Source organism: Meiothermus hypogaeus, assembly GCF_003574035.1.
Classification (GTDB): Bacteria; Deinococcota; Deinococci; order Deinococcales; family Thermaceae; genus Meiothermus; species Meiothermus hypogaeus.
The window spans coordinates 51,247-67,394 of record NZ_QWKY01000005.1 but is presented as its reverse complement, the minus strand read 5'-3'; the positions used below and the strand labels follow the sequence as shown (position 1 = coordinate 67,394).

The window sequence follows — 16,148 nt, the reverse complement described above, 5'->3', positions numbered from 1 at the left end:
TGTTTACAACGACTTGAGCTTCAGGGGAATCCCCGCAACCAGCAGGTACACCACATCGGCCTCCTCGGCTATGCGGCGGTTGGCCGCGCCCAGCAGGTCGCGATAGCGGCGGGCCAGGGCGTTGTCGGGCACGATGCCCATGCCCACCTCGTTGCTGACCACCAGCAGGGTTTTGCCGGTCTCGGCCCAGAGTGCCAGAAGGTTCTCCAGCTCCGGCAAGACCTCGCGCCCGGCCAGCATCAGGTTGGAAACCCACAAGGTCAGGCAGTCCAGCAGCACCACCCGGCCCAAGGCGCGTGCGAGGGCCTGGGGCACCTCGAGGGGCTCTTCCAGGGTCTCCCAGCTGGGTGGGCGCTCGGCCTGGTGGCGCGCAATGCGCTGGCGCATCTCTTCGTCGAGGGCTTGGGCGGTAGCGATAAAACTGACCGGCTCGCCCAGGGCCTGGGCCCATTCCTGGGCAAAAGCACTCTTGCCCGCACGGGCGCCCCCCGTTACCAGGATGAGCCTAGCTTCCATCGGCCCCCTCCCCGCGCACAAACAGCACCCGCTTGTGGGCCCAGTCCAGCCCCAGCACCGCGCAGGGCGGCAGGAAGCGGTCCTGGTCGAAATCGCGCAACAGCATCCGCAAGACCCCGCCGTGGGTAAAGACCAGATAGCGGCCTGGAGCAAGGCCCTCCAGCACCCCGTACACCCGCGCCCGCAACGCTGCGGTGGACTCCCCCCCCGGGGCCTGAAAGCCCTCGAAGGCCAGCAAGGCGTTTTTGTACACCTCGGGCAGCTCGGCCCAGCGCAGGCCCTCGAGTGCACCAAACTCGAGCTCGCGCAGCTCGGGCAGCCGGGCCTGGGGCTCGCCATAGGCCAGCCGTGCGGTGTGCACCGCACGCTGTAGATCCGAGGCCAGCACCCCATCGAAGCGCTCCTGGCCAAGCCACCCGGCCAAAGACCGGGCCTGCTGCTCCCCCAGGGGGGTAAGGGGCACATCGGTCCAGCCGGTCAGCCGGCCCTCCAGATTCCAGATCGTCTGTCCATGGCGCACCAGCCAGAGTTCGCTCATGGCTCCACCCAGGCATAGAAAGGGGTTTCGACAAACGCCGGAGGGCCGCCCAGGTACAGCCGAAGCCCCGGCAAGCGCAGGTTGGGGCCTTCCTGCTCGAAGTCCAGCGGGTCGTCCGGCAGGGTGTAGAGCAGGGTCTCGCCTGGCGGAATGCCCTTTCGCATCAGGGCCGAAACCCCCACCCCCCGCAAGCGCACGCAGCGGGCTTGCGGCTCGCGCAGCACCGCAATAAAGCGGGCCAGTCGGGGGCCATCCTGGGTGATCAGGCGGCGCACCTCGCCCAGGTCCAATAGCAAGAGGGTGGGGGTCACTTTGAGGCTGGCCTGCATCTATCCTCCCAGAAGCACCACCGGCTGACCGTCGACCTCGTGCACCCGTACCCAGTCCCCGTACACCGACTGCAAAAGGGGCTCCTGGAGCACCTCGAGGGGCGTGCCCAAAGCCATCAGCCGACCCTCCTGCATAAAGGCCACCCGATCCGCAAGGCGGGCCAGGTTGGGGTCGTGCAGCACCGTCAGGATGCCCATGCCCTGGGCCCGCAGGCCCGCCAGCAAACAGATGAACTCGGCCTGGTGGTGCAGGTCGAGGTGGTTGGTGGGCTCGTCTAAAAGCAGAAACCGCGGACGGGCCGCCAGCGCCCGGGCCAGCAGCACCCGCTGGCGCTCCCCGCCGGAAAGGGTGGGCAGCAGGCGGTGACGAAACTCGGTTACCTGGGTTTGCGTCATGGCCCAGTCGGCGGCCTCGGCATCGGCCTTCCCGGCCCGGCCCAGCAACCCCAGGTGAGGGGTGCGCCCCAGCAACACCACCTCCTCTACGGTGAGGTCTTCGGGGTAGCCCCCGTTTTGGGGCAGAAAGGCAATCTGCTGTCCCCGTGTCCAGCTCGACAGCCGCTCCAGGCGCTCTCCCCCCAGCCGCACCTCGCCCGCGGTCGGCCTGAGCAACCCTGCCATCAGCCGCAGCAGGGTGCTCTTCCCCACCCCGTTGGGGCCCAAAAGGGCCAGCCACTCGCCGGGGCGAAGCTCGAGGCTCACCTCCCGCAGCACCGCCTGGTTGCGGTAGGAAAAAGACAGGCCACGGGCCCAGAGCCCTGGATGAAGGGCCCCGTCCGCCGGGCCTGGGCTGGGTAGTTGCGCTTCGCCGGTCATGCCTTGCGCCTCCCCTGCCACAGCAGGTACAAGAAGAAGGGCCCCCCCAACAGCGTGGTCAGGATGCCCACCGGCAGTTCGGCGGGGGCGGTCAGGGTACGGGCCAGCAGATCGGCCAGCGCCAGCAAAACCGCCCCCCCCAGGGCCGAGGCCGGCAGCAGGTAGCGGTAGTCGCCGCCCCCTAACCGGCGCAGGATGTGCGGGGCCACCAGCCCCACAAAGCCGATAATGCCCGCCTGGGCCACCGCCGCCGCCGTGAGCAGGGTGACGGCCCCGATAATCAAGAGCTTGAGCCAGCCCAGCGGCAGACCCAGGCTGCGCGCAGTTTCCTCACCCAGCGAGAGGGCGTTGAGGGTGCGCCCCAGCAGCCAAAGAACCGGGAAAGCCGCCAGCAAGTAAAACGCCAGCGACCCCACCCCGCTCCAGCCCACGAAGGCCAGGTTGCCCAGGGTGTATGCAAACACCGCCCGCACCCGGTCGGCGTCCTGCAACATCAGGTAGCTGGTCAGGCTTACCAGCACACTTCCCACCACCACCCCGGCCAGAATCAGGTCGCTGGTGCGGCTGGCACCCCCCGATAAGAGCAGCGTCAGGGCCACCGCCCCCACCGCCCCCAAAAACCCGAAGAGCGTAGCGGAAGCTGGCAAGAAAGCAAACACCGCGTGCTGGGCAAAGGCCCCCGAAAGCCCGCCCAAAGCGCTCACCGCCAGCGTGACCCCAAAGGCCGCTCCCGCCGCCGATCCCATCAGGTAGGGGTCGGCCAGGGGGTTGCGAAACAGGCCCTGGAAAGCCGCTCCCGAGAGGCCCAACGCCGCCCCCACCAACATGGCCGCCAGCACGCGGGGCAGGCGCAGTTCGGTGATGATGGGGTTCTCACGCAAGCCCAGCAGGGCTTCCAACACCTCGGTGGGGGGAATCCCGACAGTTCCTACCGCCAAGCCCAGCACCCCTGCCACCCCCAATAACCCCAGCAACCCGGCAAACACCAGCGCCCGCCGATTCTGGGGTCGGGCCTCGAGCTTTTGGGCAGGGGCGAAGGGCGTCATAACACCTTAGAAGAAATAGTTGAGCTTGAGGTAGCCATACCACCCACCACCATAGCCCACCTCGGCGGTGAGGTTGGCGTTGCTGACAAAGCTATAAATCGCCCTGGCGTACACGTCCCAGCTAAAACTTGGCAGATAGTACTGGTCGGTACCCAGCTTTAAGCTCAGGTTATCCAGGGTATAGGTGGCTTCCACAAAGCTGTTGAGGTAAAAACTTACGCTGGGCAGCAGGTACAGATCGCCATATACCGAGGCATAGAGCTTGAGGTCGGGCGCCAGGGTATAGGTCACGCCCAGCCCCGGCTCGAGGAACGGATTGAAGTTGAAGCTCGGCAAAAGGCCCAGGGTGGCCTCGAGGTACACATAGGTGGTCACCGCCAGGGGGGCTTCTCGATAGAGGGTGGTGAAGTAGTTGACCCACGGTTTGAGCTTCAGACCAAAACCCTGCCCGAGGGGGTTGCTGGTTGCGTTCAGGGTTGCGCCAAAGCTGAAGTCGGGCAGCTCGGCAAAACTGGCGCTGTAACCTAGGTCCACCACTGCATCGGCAGCCTGGAAGAGCGGGGTGCTTCCCAGTTTCAGCCCCAGCGAAAAGTTTTGGGCCAGTCCGGTAGCCATAAGCAAAAATAGCAGAGAAATCAGGAGTCGTTGCATAGCATCTCCTCAAGAAAGCATGGCGTTTAGAAGGTTTACTTCAAGCCGTGAAAGCACTCCACCAACAGTTGCAAGCCCTGGGCCACCCGGGGGCCGGGGCGCGAGAGTAGGTTGTCCTGCTCGCCGGTGTAGGCACAGATGCGCTTGTTGCGGATGGCCGCCAGGTTGCTCCAGCCCGCCCGCCTGGGCAGGTCGGCAGCCCCCGGATGGGTCAGCACGATGATGGCGGGGTTCTTTTGCACCACCAGCTCGGGGCTGATCTGGGGAAAGGGCCCCAGCTCCCTGGGTACGATGTTCTGCCCCCGGGCCTTGGCGATAAGCACCCCGATAAAGGAGTCGGGGCCCACCGTGTAGGGGGTGGGGTCTATCTCGTAGTAGACGGTGGGGCGGGCGGAGGCTTTGGCGGCCTTGCTCTCGACTGCATATACCTCTTGCTGGATGCGGGCCACCAGCCGCTCGGCCTGCGACTCCAGGCCCAGCACCCGGCCCAAAAGCCGCGTGGTGCGGAAAATGTCGTCGTAGGTTTCGGCCCGGACGGCAAAGCTGGCCACCCCGGCTTTCTCCAGCGACTCATACAGCTTGCCGTAAGTCGAAACAATCACCAGGTCGGGCTTGAGGGCCACCATGGCCTCGAGGTTCGGATTAAAGTACCCCCCCACCTTGGGCAGCCGCTTGACTGCCTCGGGAAAGTCGGAGAAGTCGTCCACACCCACCAGCCGCCCACAAGCGTTCATGGCGCAAAGGGTCTCGGTGACCGAGGGCAGCAGGGTCACGATGCGCTGGGGTGCGGCCTTGAGGGTAACGCTGCGGCCCAGGTCGTCGGTGAGGGTGCGGGGGTACTGGGCCAAGCCCAAAGCTGAAAGCTGAAGGCCCAAAACCAAAAAACACCACAAAAACCATCTCTTCACATTGCGTCCTTTCCCAACCCGGCTTCGCGTGAGGGGCGTTTTTTTCGGTGGCACAGGGCGAAAAAAAACGCCCTCGGGAGTGAGGACGCTACCAATGTAGTAATTCCCCGAAACTCCCCCTTCTTGCGAGAGGTGCCCTCCGTATCGGGTGGGAGGGCGTTTTGGCAGGTATTCGGACTTCGGGCGGTGGTGGTCGGGCCACCCCAATGCGCCGTTACCGCTGCGCGACAGTGCCGGATTTTCACCGGACTTCCCCACTTTAAGCCTGGGCTACGCGCCCAAGCACCAAAACTTGGCCGGGTTGTGTGAGCCCTAGCGGGCCTCAGATACACCCTACACCCAAGGCCTGGCCCCTTCAAGCCCTGTTACCAGTTGGGCCAGGCCGGGGCGGGCTCGAGGCCAAAACCACGCAGATAATCCCGCAGGTTGGTGTAGTGGGCCTCGCTCACCGGCTGATGGCCGTGGGCCAGGATGCTCTGGTTGCGCGCTGCCAGGAGACTGCCGAGCTGGCCTTTGCCGGTGTACTCGGCGTAGAGCCGCTGGGCCAGGGTGTTGGTCGCTCCCAGGGCCCCATCGAAACCCGCCGCAACACTGAGCGCTTCGCGCAGCCCCGACGCTTCTTGGTAGCGCTTGGCAAAGGAAAGGTGCTCTTTGTAGGCCTCGGTGAAGGTCTTCTCGTCATCCAGCAGCACCCCGGTGCGCTCGAAGATATCGGCCTCTATGGCCATCTCGATGGCCCGGTACAGCCTGGCCAGGGCATCGTCAAAGCGCCCCCGGGCCGCCCGCCGCTCGGCGTTGGCCAGCAAGTCCGACAGCAGGGCCGTGTTGGGCTTACCTTCCTTTTCCTGAATTTGGCTCAGGCGGGCTTCGGCCTCCTTCAAAGCCTGCAACACCCGCACCTTGGCCCCATGTCCCCAGGCCTCGGCAGCGGCCAGGGCGGGCTCGAGGTGTTCCTTCAGCTTCTCCCCGGCCGCCTTGTGGCGGAAGAGATCCCAGTCCAGCATGGCCTCGGTCACCCCTTTGAGATGGCCATAAAAGCGCAGCTCAGAAGGGGTGAGGGGCCGGGCCAGCAGCTCGCTCAAAAACTCCTGCGCGGCGCGGTAGTCGCACTGGTTCCAGGCCCGCCGGAAGCCCTCCCACTCGCGCAGGCCGTAGCGCTGGGTGGGGTCTTCCAGCAGGCGCATTTGCTCGGAGCCGCTCACCACCCGCCCCTTGTCGTCGCGCTTGGCACCGCCCACGTAGCTGAAGGTGACCCCCTGCCCACTAAGCGCCAGCACCGCACCCGCCGCCATGGTCTTGGTGCCACCGGTAATGTCGGCAACAATCACCCGGGCCTCCCATTCCAGGGCCTTACGCAGGGCCTCCCGTGCCTTGCGGAAAATTTCGCCCATGTCCTCGGGGTCGTCCAGAAGCAGGGTATGAAAGCGCAGTGCATCGCCATAGCGCCGCACCAGCTCCCCCGCTACCGGCTGGCTCCCCTGGCTGGCCACAAAAATTACCCCCTCCGGGGTGTGTTCGCTGAGGGAGAACTCCAGGGGCTCGAGGGTCTGGCCCACGGTCAGGATGAGCACTTTGTGGGTCTGGGTTTCCATACCACAGATATACCAAAAAACCCGCCTCAAAGGTCAGAAAACAACCCTATCCTTCGAGCTTGATAAGCAAACCCAGACATCGTAAGGAAGCCTAGTTGCAATCCCCTTTCGGGGCTAAGGTTTTGCGACATATTTTCCAGGCAATCGGCATAGGCAATCTGGCCCGAGTTGCAATCCCCTTTCGGGGCTAAGGTTTTGCGACTCTGGTTGTTCGCGGTAAAAGGGCCTTCGCTTTCCAGTTGCAATCCCCTTTCGGGGCTAAGGTTTTGCGACCTGGTAGTTGCGCAATATCGCGGGCCGAGGCTACCCGAGTTGCAATCCCCTTTCGGGGCTAAGGTTTTGCGACACAGTGCTCAGGCCAAGGCAAGGGTTCGCGAGTTCAAGTTGCAATCCCCTTTCGGGGCTAAGGTTTTGCGACTCCACCCTGTGCACATCGTGCTCTCGCGCGGCGACCGCGTTGCAATCCCCTTTCGGGGCTAAGGTTTTGCGACAGTACTACTTGGTAAGGCAGGTGACGCCGGTAGTTCTCGGTTGCAATCCCCTTTCGGGGCTAAGGTTTTGCGACGTGAGATACTGAATCAGCAATAGGCAATCGGGAATAAGCAATGTTGCAATCCCCTTTCGGGGCTAAGGTTTTGCGACTTCATCCTCAGCTCCGGCTTTTATGGCCGCTATCCGCTGTTGCAATCCCCTTTCGGGGCTAAGGTTTTGCGACAAGTGCAAGTTCACCCCCGAGGAACTCAGAGAGTTGTTGCAATCCCCTTTCGGGGCTAAGGTTTTGCGACGTTTGTGCGGGCCTTTGGGCTGCCTGGGGAAACCCAGTTGCAATCCCCTTTCGGGGCTAAGGTTTTGCGACAAAATGCGTCCGCTTCATCTGGCACGTAAAGCTGGCGTTGCAATCCCCTTTCGGGGCTAAGGTTTTGCGACAGCATACCCCGTTAAACCTCGTCCTGTACAGGGGTCTGGAGGGGGGTATTTATGAGAAAAGCGAGTTATCCACAGGTGCCTGTGGATAACTGCGTAGAAAATGGCAGTTTTTGCGATGAATGCTTACAAATCCGCACTTTTGGATTTTTTATAGCGCAGGTTTGCCTTTTTCATCGCACGTTCTGGTTTTCAAGAAGCACCGTCGAAAAGCTCGACATGTGCATTATAGCATTTTGCGCAAAACATAATGGGTCATTTTTGGAAGTTGCTTCCATTGTGTGGCAATGGGCGTTTTTGTGCGCTTTGGGCAACAAGGGGGTGCGGTTGCGACAGCATTTGTGGGGGCTAAAGGGTGGATAACGCCTATTGTAACGGGGGCTGGCCGGGTGCGGCTTGGGGTGGGGCGAGGGGTTTTGTCGGGGCTGCACCGGCACTGGGAAGGTCTCCTTGACAAGCGTCCCAAGCCCGACTAACCTAATGTTTGCCTGCCGGGATGGTGGAACTGGTAGACACACTATCTTGAGGGGGTAGCGGGCGCAAGCCTGTGCGGGTTCAAGTCCCGCTCCCGGCACCAGCAAACAGTTACACACGCAAACAGCCGCGAAAGCCCCTCGCGGCGTAGTAGGACTCGGCCCCGTTGTGGTACACGAACACGCGGTTGTAGCGGCGGTCGCCAAAGAGGGCCCCGCCAAGTTTTCGGATGGGGTCGGGGGTTTGTAGCCAGCTCGAGGTCTTGGTATCGAAGGAGCCCAGTTGCTGCAGGGCCCGGTACTGCTCTTCGGTCAGCAGCTCGAGGCCCATGGCGGCAGCCATCTCCAGGGCCGAGCCCGCCGGTTTGTTGTGTTTGCGGGCCTCGAGGGCGGCGCGGTCGTAGCAGAGGCTGCGGCGACCTTTGGGGCTTTCGGGCGAGCAGTCGAAGAACAAAAACGCATCGCTCGTTGCGTCGTAGCCCACCACATCCGGCTCCCCGCCAGTGTTTTCCATTTGCAGCAGCGAGGCCAGCTTGTGGGGCTGGGCCTGGAGCCGTTCTGCTATGGCGGCCCACTTTAGCCCAGGGTGGCGGTGGGGGTGTTGCTCGAAGCGGGTTTTCAGGAGCAGAAGGAGCTTTTTTGTTTCTGGGGACATGATTACCTCGTGGGTGGCGGTTCCCCCACCTGGGGCAACCACGCCTAGACAGGTTCTCTGGCGGTCGGCGGTGTGGCTTCCCGGGCCATCTCTTCCACCCGCAAGAGCCTGCCGTCCTTGAGGTGCAGGATGCGCTCGGCCTTGCGGGCAAGCTCGAGGTCGTGCGTGACCAGAACCACCGTGCGGCCTTCCTGGGCCTGCTGCAAAAGCAAATCCACCACCAGGGCCCCCGAAACCGAGTCGAGGTTGCCGGTGGGCTCGTCGGCAAACAGGATGGGTGGGTTCAGGGCCAGGGCACGGGCAATGGCTACCCGCTGTTGCTCGCCGCCCGAGAGCTTGCTGGGCAGGTGCTTACCCCGCTGGCCCAGCCCCACGGCTTGCAGCAGATGGGCGGCCCTGGCGGTGCGCTCCTTGAGGCCAACACCTGCCAGCATCATGGGGAAGGCCACGTTTTCCAGGGCGGTCAGGGTGGGAATCAGGTTCCACTGCTGAAACACAAAGCCCATATGCTTCAGGCGCACTTCCGAGCGGCCATCCTCGGAGAGGGTCGAAAGCGGGGTGGTATCGAGCCGTACCTCGCCTTCGCTGGGCACGTCGAAGCCCGCCAGCAGGTTCAGGAGGGTGGTCTTGCCCGAACCCGAGGGCCCCACAATGGCGGTCAAGCCCGCAGGAAAACGGTAGCTGAAGTGATCCACCGCCACCACGTCAATCTCGCCCTGGTGGTAGCGCTTGTGCAGATTAATGGCCTCGAGCATCACACCCTCCCCAACGCCTCGACCACCTTCAGGCGGCTGGCGGTGCGGGCCGGCAAAAACCCGGCCAGAAGCCCCAGCACCACCGCCACCAGCAGGGAAAAACTGGCCAGGCGGAAGGTGACGGCCGAGAGGGCAATACCCACCTCACGCCCGGTGTACCAGTTGACCAGCCCCGAGGCCGCCTGCCCCAGCACCAGGCCCAGCATCCCCCCCACCACGCCCAGCAGCAAGGCTTCCAGCAGCACCAGGCCAAAAATGAAGTCCCGCTTGGCCCCCAAAGCCCGCATCAGGCCGAACTCGCGGATGCGCTCGTAGACCGACATCATGACCGTGTTGGCCACCAGCAGACCGCCCACCACCAGCGCCACCAGGCTGATGCCAAAGCGCACCAGGTCGGAAATCCGCACCGCCCGCTCGGCAAAGCGCAAGACATCGCCTGCGGTTTGTGCTTCCACGCCAGCGATTTTTTCCTTAAGCCCGCGGGCCACCTCTTCCGCCCGACGACCCGGGTCTATGGAGACCAGAATCGAGGTGTAGTTTTCGGTATTGAGCACGGCCTGCACCGACTTTATAGGAACAAAGACGAAGCTGTCGGTAATGCCACCGGTCTTCTGTAGCACCCCCACCACCTTGAGCGAAACGTGTGGACTGAGCCGCAAGGTCTTCCCCAGCGAAAGGTTGTTGCGCTGGGCAATGCCCCCACCCACCACCGCGCCGGCCACGCCGGGGGTGGGGCTGCCGGACTCGAGCTGAATGTTGGGATAGAGGTCTTTGGGCCCGAACCCCTGGGGCAGGCCCTGAAAGATGAAACTGCTCGAGGGGTCAAAGCCCCCCCGGGCAAAAGTGGCTGTGGGAATCACCTGGGTGATGCCCAGTTCTGCCGCCACAGATTGAATCTGCCTTAAGGTGTCGGGGCGCAACTCCGGGTAGCCGGGACTGATGGCCTCCACGCCTTCGGGAAGCACCAGAATGGCCGGCCCCACATTGGACAACTCCGCCCCCAGGGCCTTGCGCAGCCCCTCTCCGAACGACAAGAAAAGCACCATCGAGGCTGTCGAGACCACAATTCCCAGCAGGGTCAGAATGCTGCGAATGGGCCGCGCCCGCAGGTTGCGATAGACCAGTGCCAGAACTTCCACGCCCATCAGGATAACCGCAAATGCTGAAAAAAGTGGGGTATGTGCCCCGGTGTGTTTGCGACAAAGTGTCCTGCAAGGCTACCATTTGCCATAAGCTAGAGACATGCAAAACACCCTGCTCAACCGTTTTGAGGTCTCGTTGGCCGGACTACCGCAAATTTTGGGCAAAGCGACCCCCGAGCAACTGCGCCAGCGCAGCCAGCCCGAGAAGTGGTCGGCCCACGAGAACTTCGCTCACCTGGCCCACTTTACCCTGGTCACCCAGGATCGCATGGCCCGCATCCTGCAGGAAGAGGCCCCCCTGATCGAGCGGCTCAAACCCGACACCGAACCGGCCTTTTTGTTGCTGGTAGAACGCTCGCCCCAAGAGGTACTGGCCGAACTCAAAGAGCTGCGGGCCCAGCTCAATCAGCAAGTCGCTGCCCTGAGCGAAGCCCAGCTGGAGCGGGTGGGCATCCACAGCGCAGCGGGCCCGATGCCCCTGCGGGAGTGGCTCGAGCTCTTCCTGGTGCACGAGGCCCACCACCTTTACCTGGCTTTCTGGCGCATTCGCGAGGTATTGCAGCAGGCCCGATGAACCCGGTTTATCCTTCTAGCTTCTGGCGCCAGGAATGCACCCTGTGCGGGGCCTGCTGTGCCGCTCCCGACATCAGCGCCTTGCAAAAGCCCCTGGGCGTGCCCTGCAAACACCTGAACGCCGGGTGCGCGTGCACCATCTACCCTTCGCGCCCGCAAGTCTGCCGCAACTACACCCCAGACTGGGTTTGCGGCGAGGTTGCGCCATTGCCGACGCTGGAGGCAAGAATCCAGCGGTACCTGGGGATTTATGGCCTGGAGCAGACCGACGGCTGATTAGTGCACCCCGGCCTCGGCGATGGCCGCCGCCGAGTTCCTGGCAAAACGCACGTTGCCCCTGAACTCGGTCAGGTTGGTGGCGTTGACGTAGGTCATGGCGCTTTGCAAGCCCTCGCGCAGGCGGGCAATGGCTTCCTGAGCGGTGTGGTGGAAGGCCCGCAGGGTCTGCGAGGAGCCCTCGATGAAGTTGCGCTTTTCGGTCACCAGGGAGGAGGCCATGCCATAGAGCAGCACACCCTCGAGGTGCCCGTCTTTTTTGATCAGAACCTCGTCCTCGAAGCTGCCGGAAGCAAAGAACTTGCCCATCATCACCCCGTCGCTGTAGGCCAGGGCCTTCACGAAGTCGCCCGAGCTGTTCACCCCACCATCGGCAATAATCTGCGCGTCGGTATAGCCCACCACCGACTGGAACCGACGTATTTCTTCCAGCAACGAAAGCTGCCCCACCCCCACGCCGGTGTTGATGCGTGTGGTGCAGACCGAACCCGGCCCCACCCCCACCTTGAGGATGAAGTGCCGGAAGCCCGAGAGCTTCATCAGCCAGTAGGCATAGGCAAAGCCCTCGATGGAGCCCACATTGCCCAGGATGATACCGCTGTCGAGGCCCAACCCGCGAATCTTGTGCAGCACCGGCAGCACTGCTGCATTGGCCCCGTGGGCAATGTCAATCGAAGCGAAAATCAGGTTGGGTTCCGCGAAGAGTTCGGCCAGGAATTCTTCTTTCTCGTTAATGCCGAGCGCCGCCCCCACCAAGGCGGGAGCGCTGGCCCGTACATCTGCAAGGCGTTCGTCGTCGGATAGCCCTACTCTGGGCAAAATATGTACCCCCCCATTGCCCTCGTCCCACACGTCGCGGGCGAAGCGGCTGCGCATCATGCTCATGGAGGCCCCAAAGGCGGGGAAGAGCTCCAGGGTGCCGCGGGTGGTGTAGAACAACTGCCGGGTACTGACCTGGGTGCGCGAGACTGGCTGGGTCAGGAAGGTGGGGATGATGGTTTTGTCGGCGAAGGTGTAATAGGTTTCGAAGCGTTCATAGGGATACCGGGCCAGATCGGCCTGGGTTTTTTCCAGGGCGGCCTGGGCGATATCGTCGAAAATGCCGTAGTTCACGAAAGGGTATTCTACCAAAGAGCCCGGCTTCCAACGAGGACATGCCGCCCTTGCCCTACCCTTCGCTTTGAAGGGGGCGGCGGGGGTTTGCCTGGCGGGGTATCATTTTTTATGCTGAATGGGTTTGATACCGGATTCAAAAAGACAGTTTACAAAACCAAAAAAACCAGAGGCTGTCTTTTTGAATCCTAGAGCACTCCCTTCGGTCGGGTTAGTTCGTCACCCTTTGGTGACGAACTAACCGAATCTGGTATGAGAGGCCATGATGAAAACCGCCGAAATCCGCGAGAAATTTCTTCAGTTCTTCGAGTCCAAGGGGCATTTGCGCCTGCCAAGCTTTAGCGTAATCCCCCAGGACGACCCCACCCTGCTCTTCATCAACGCCGGTATGACCCCCCTCAAGCCCTACTTTTTGGGCAAAAAACCGGTTTTTCCCGGCCACGAGGGCGAGTGGTATCGGGTGACCACCTGCCAGAAGTCGGTGCGCACCGGCGACATCGAGAACGTGGGGCGCACCAACCGCCACCAGACGGTCTTTGAGATGCTGGGCAACTTCAGCTTTGGCGACTACTTCAAAAAAGAGGCCATCGAGTGGGCCTGGGAGTTCCTGACCGACCCAAAGTGGCTGGGGCTCGAGCCCGAACGCATCTACGTGACCATCTACAAAGACGACGACGAGGCCTTCGAACACTGGACGCGGGTGGGCGTGCCCCCGGAAAAAATCCACCGCTTCGATGCCGACGAAAACTTCTGGCCGCAAAACGCCCCCACAAAAGGCCCCAACGGGCCCTGCGGGCCCTGCAGCGAAATCTACTACGACCGGGGGCCCGCATTTGGCAGCGATACCTGGGCCGACTACTACGAGACCCGCGAGTCCAACCGCTTTGTGGAGATCTGGAACCTGGTTTTCCCCCAGTACGACCGCAAAGATGGGGGCATCCTGGAACCTTTGCCCAAGCCCAACATCGACACCGGCATGGGCCTGGCCCGGGTGGCCATGGTCTTGCAGGGCGTGACCGACTTTTACGAGACCGACGAGTTCCAGCCCCTGATTGCCAAAATTGTGGAGCTGACCGGCGTCAGTTATGAAGGCCCCGGTTCGGTGGCGCACCGGGTGATTTCCGAGCACGCCCGCGCGGTGGCCTTCATCTTGGCCGATGGGGCCCACTTCTCCAACACCGGGCGCGGCTATGTGGTGCGGCGGTTGTTGCGCCGGGCGGTGCGCTTTGGCTACCTGCTGGGCCTGCGCGAGCCCTTCATGTACAAGCTGGCCGAGGTGGTGGCGGAGGTGATGGGCGGGGTCTACCCCGAGCTCAAAGAGAGCCTCGAGAGCGTGCAAAAGCAGATCCGAATCGAAGAGGAGCAGTTTTTGCGCACCCTGGAAAGCGGCATCAAGCGCCTGGACAGCATGCTGGCCGGCCTGCAGCCGGGCGACACCCTTGCGGGCCGGGATGCCTTCACCCTTTACGACACCTACGGCTTCCCGCTCGACCTCACCTTGGAGATTGCCGATGAGCGCGGCATCAAGGTGGACACCGAGGGCTACGAGAAAGCCCTGGAAGAGGCCCAGGAGCTGGCCCGCCAGCGCATGGCCTTCGACAAGGAACTCTTCAAAAAATCCAACGAGGCCCTAGCCGCCCTGGCCGCCGACTACGGGGGCACCAACTTTGTGGGCTACGAGAACCTGGAAGCCCAGGCCCAGGTCAAGCTCTTGCTGGTAGGCGAGCAGACCCTGCAAGAAGCCCCTGCCGGATCCGAGGTGCAGGTGGTGCTGGACAAGACCCCCTTCTATGCCGAGGGGGGCGGGCAGGTGGGGGATGCGGGCATTCTGGAGTGGGAAGGGGGCTGGGCCAAGGTTTCCACCACCCAGAAAAACCCCGATGGCATCTTTTTGCACCTAGCCCGGGTAGAAGAGGGCACCCTGAAGGCCGGCACGGTGGTGCGGGCTCTGGTGGACCCGCACCGGCACGACACCGAGAAAAACCACACCGCCACCCACCTGCTGCACGCCGCACTGCGGGCCGTGCTGGGCACGCACGTCCAGCAAAAGGGGAGCTACGTGGGGCCCGACCGCCTGCGCTTCGACTTCAGCCAGTTTGAACCCATTGCCCCCAAAGACCTGGCCCGGGTCGAGCTGCTGGTCAACCGCTGGATTCAGGCCGACTTCCCGGTTAGCTACACCTACAAGCCCCTGGAAGAAGCCCGCAAGGAAGGGGCCATGGCCCTGTTCGGTGAAAAGTACGGCGATGTGGTGCGGGTGGTGAGCGTGGAGGGCGCGGTGGACAATGTGACCTCCAAGGAGCTGTGCGGCGGCTGCCATGTGCGGCGCACCGGCGAGATTGGGGCCTTTGTGATTGTGGCCGAGGAGTCGGTGGCAGCGGGGGTGCGGCGGGTCGAGGCCCTCACCGGCAGCGGGGCGGTGCGGTACGTGCGCGAGATGCTGGATCGGGTAAACGGCTTGTCCCGCGAGCTGGGCGCGGCCCCCGAAAGCCTGCCGGAGCGGGTGCGCAAGCTGCAAGACGAACTCAAGACGCGGGAAAAGGAAGTTGAGAAGCTCAAGCGGGAGCTGGCTCGAGCCCAGCTTGGGGGCGGCTCGGCGGGGGCCCGGCTGCAGGAGGCGAACGGCTACACCTACCTGGCGGTGAAGCTCGAGGGCATCGAGGCCGGTGCCCTGCGCGGCGCCGCGGACGAGCTGCTGGACAAGCACAAGGCCGACCTGGTGGCGGTGGGGTCGGGGCAGAACCTGGTCATCAAGGTGGGTAAGGCCGCCCAGAGCAAGGGCCTGGATGCCGGCGCGGTGATGAAAAAGCTCTCGGAGGCCGCCGGGGGGCGCGGCGGCGGTAAAGGAGCGCTGGCCCAGGGCGGGGGCTTCGACCTGGACAAGGCCTTTGCGGCGCTCGAGGCAGCGCTGGGGTAAGGCGTACTACACCCTCAAGACCGCTCCAGGCCCCCCCGCAGACCCCGGGCCAGGCGGCCCCACAGGCCCTGGTGGGGCTTGCCCTGGGGCTGGCTGGGCAACTGCTGCAATCGAAAGGCATCCAGCGCTTGCACGTAGCCCGACTGGCGCAAGCTGTAGAGGTTGTACAGCACCGTTTGCAGGGAGACCCGCAGGTGGCTCGAGAGTTCGTGGGAGGAGGCCCCTTTGGGGGACTCGAGCCAGTAGCTGGCCTCGATCAAAAAGCGCCCGGGAATGCCCTCTGGGTAGCCGTTTTTGTCGGTGCGGCAGAAGCGGGTGGTGGGGTCAATGAACTGATCGGCGTAGGTGGGGCGGGCGTTGGTGAAGGCCACCAGATCCACCAGCATGTTGGGCAGGAAATAATTGAGGTCGCCTGTCCGAGCCTGGATGGGCCGACCCGTAAACTCGAAAGCAGCCTCGGGCACCATGACCAGATCCAGGAGAATTTCCTTGGCCTGCTCGAGGCTCAAGAGCTCCTGGTTGCGATAAGCCCGAACCAGAGCGCCCTGGTTAACCTCCAGGGCAATTGCCGCTGAAGGCATTTGCACCACCAGACCCCCGGTGCGCTTGACCAGAGCGGGCATCAAGTCGGCAAAAGGGATGTATTTGAAATTACCAAACAGTGGCATGGGGCGGCTCGCAAAGGAGAATTTAGCAAATCCTGGCAGCGTTTTGTTACCAGGGAATGCAGCACCGCTTAATCAAGCTTGCTTCCATAGTGGCTCGGTGCTGGATTACCGAGAAATTGCATTTATGTCATACCGGATTCAAAAGGACAGTTTACAAAACCAAAAACCCCATAAGCTGTCTTTTTGAATCCTCGAGCACTCCATAAGGCACCCTCCCCCCTACCCTTGTGGGAGAGGGCGCTTAGGGCAACTTTGC

16 protein-coding genes, 1 tRNA gene, 1 CRISPR repeat array and 1 riboswitch are annotated in these 16,148 nt (G+C 62.9%); of the genes, 4 read left to right on the top strand and 13 right to left on the bottom strand.

All coding sequences use genetic code 11. From position 1 onward, the window contains the following. Nucleotides 1-3: 3 nt before the first annotated feature. From cobU to Mhypo_RS02310, 8 genes are all read right to left on the bottom strand, one after another. Nucleotides 4-516, bottom strand: coding sequence for a bifunctional adenosylcobinamide kinase/adenosylcobinamide-phosphate guanylyltransferase (cobU, locus tag Mhypo_RS02345; RefSeq protein ID WP_119339750.1), 513 nt, complete (start codon nt 514-516; stop codon nt 4-6). Next, the gene (locus Mhypo_RS02340; protein WP_119339749.1) at nt 506-1,054 is read right to left on the bottom strand and encodes a histidine phosphatase family protein; all 549 of its coding nucleotides are present in this window, start codon (nt 1,052-1,054) and stop codon (nt 506-508) included. Before Mhypo_RS02340 ends, cobU begins: the two co-directional genes overlap by 11 nt. Next, on the bottom strand, nt 1,051-1,383 hold the full coding sequence (locus Mhypo_RS02335; RefSeq protein WP_119339748.1) for a hypothetical protein: 333 nt from the start codon (nt 1,381-1,383) through the stop codon (nt 1,051-1,053). The genes Mhypo_RS02340 and Mhypo_RS02335 overlap by 4 nt, the downstream gene beginning before the upstream one ends. Beyond that, a complete protein-coding gene (locus Mhypo_RS02330; protein ID WP_119339747.1) occupies nt 1,384-2,199 on the bottom strand; it encodes an ABC transporter ATP-binding protein in 816 nt (271 codons plus the stop codon). Continuing rightward, the gene (locus Mhypo_RS02325; RefSeq protein ID WP_119339746.1) at nt 2,196-3,245 is read right to left on the bottom strand and encodes a FecCD family ABC transporter permease; all 1,050 of its coding nucleotides are present in this window, start codon (nt 3,243-3,245) and stop codon (nt 2,196-2,198) included. The genes Mhypo_RS02330 and Mhypo_RS02325 overlap by 4 nt, the downstream gene beginning before the upstream one ends. A gap of 6 nt (nt 3,246-3,251) precedes the next feature. After that, nucleotides 3,252-3,896 (bottom strand): hypothetical protein, encoded by a 645-nt coding sequence (locus Mhypo_RS02320; protein WP_119339745.1) that lies wholly within the window; start codon nt 3,894-3,896, stop codon nt 3,252-3,254. Nucleotides 3,897-3,931: 35 nt separating this feature from the next. Continuing rightward, nucleotides 3,932-4,804: an ABC transporter substrate-binding protein gene (locus Mhypo_RS02315; RefSeq protein ID WP_119339744.1), complete on the bottom strand. Its 873-nt coding sequence runs from the start codon at nt 4,802-4,804 to the stop codon at nt 3,932-3,934. A gap of 146 nt (nt 4,805-4,950) precedes the next feature. Then, a riboswitch (cobalamin riboswitch) is annotated at nt 4,951-5,109 on the bottom strand. Nucleotides 5,110-5,169: 60 nt separating this feature from the next. Continuing rightward, nucleotides 5,170-6,396 (bottom strand): TIGR02710 family CRISPR-associated CARF protein, encoded by a 1,227-nt coding sequence (locus Mhypo_RS02310; protein WP_119339743.1) that lies wholly within the window; start codon nt 6,394-6,396, stop codon nt 5,170-5,172. Between the two features lie 94 nt (nt 6,397-6,490). Next, a CRISPR array of direct repeats spans nt 6,491-7,323; the repeat unit is 35 nt; unit sequence GTTGCAATCCCCTTTCGGGGCTAAGGTTTTGCGAC. Between the two features lie 487 nt (nt 7,324-7,810). On the opposite strand from Mhypo_RS02310, the gene Mhypo_RS02305 reads away from it, so the two are divergent. Beyond that, nucleotides 7,811-7,897, top strand: a tRNA-Leu gene (locus tag Mhypo_RS02305). Nucleotides 7,898-7,905: 8 nt separating this feature from the next. Here Mhypo_RS02305 and Mhypo_RS02300 read toward each other — a convergent pair. From Mhypo_RS02300 to Mhypo_RS02290, 3 genes are read right to left on the bottom strand one after another with little or no spacing between them, the layout of a single operon-like run. After that, the gene (locus tag Mhypo_RS02300) at nt 7,906-8,448 is read right to left on the bottom strand and encodes a DUF4256 domain-containing protein (RefSeq protein ID WP_119339785.1); all 543 of its coding nucleotides are present in this window, start codon (nt 8,446-8,448) and stop codon (nt 7,906-7,908) included. Nucleotides 8,449-8,492: 44 nt separating this feature from the next. Next, nucleotides 8,493-9,203: an ABC transporter ATP-binding protein gene (locus Mhypo_RS02295; RefSeq protein WP_119339742.1), complete on the bottom strand. Its 711-nt coding sequence runs from the start codon at nt 9,201-9,203 to the stop codon at nt 8,493-8,495. Continuing rightward, complete coding sequence (locus tag Mhypo_RS02290) at nt 9,203-10,342, bottom strand: ABC transporter permease (protein ID WP_170148189.1); 1,140 nt, start codon at nt 10,340-10,342, stop codon at nt 9,203-9,205. Before Mhypo_RS02290 ends, Mhypo_RS02295 begins: the two co-directional genes overlap by 1 nt. A gap of 103 nt (nt 10,343-10,445) precedes the next feature. Between Mhypo_RS02290 and Mhypo_RS02285 the strand changes: the two genes are divergently transcribed. Further along, nucleotides 10,446-10,919, top strand: a complete 474-nt coding sequence (locus Mhypo_RS02285; RefSeq protein ID WP_119339740.1) for a DinB family protein — start codon at nt 10,446-10,448, stop codon at nt 10,917-10,919. Beyond that, nucleotides 10,916-11,194: a YkgJ family cysteine cluster protein gene (locus tag Mhypo_RS02280; protein WP_119339739.1), complete on the top strand. Its 279-nt coding sequence runs from the start codon at nt 10,916-10,918 to the stop codon at nt 11,192-11,194. The genes Mhypo_RS02285 and Mhypo_RS02280 overlap by 4 nt, the downstream gene beginning before the upstream one ends. On the opposite strand, the gene Mhypo_RS02275 is transcribed toward Mhypo_RS02280, so the two are convergent. Beyond that, entirely contained in the window at nt 11,195-12,307 is a 1,113-nt protein-coding gene (locus Mhypo_RS02275; RefSeq protein WP_119339784.1) for an IMP dehydrogenase, read from the bottom strand. Nucleotides 12,308-12,572: 265 nt separating this feature from the next. Between Mhypo_RS02275 and alaS the strand changes: the two genes are divergently transcribed. Further along, entirely contained in the window at nt 12,573-15,224 is a 2,652-nt protein-coding gene (alaS, locus tag Mhypo_RS02270) for an alanine--tRNA ligase (protein ID WP_119339738.1), read from the top strand. Between the two features lie 14 nt (nt 15,225-15,238). On the opposite strand, the gene Mhypo_RS02265 is transcribed toward alaS, so the two are convergent. Then, entirely contained in the window at nt 15,239-15,892 is a 654-nt protein-coding gene (locus Mhypo_RS02265) for a DUF4388 domain-containing protein (protein ID WP_119339737.1), read from the bottom strand. Nucleotides 15,893-16,148: the final 256 nt, after the last annotated feature.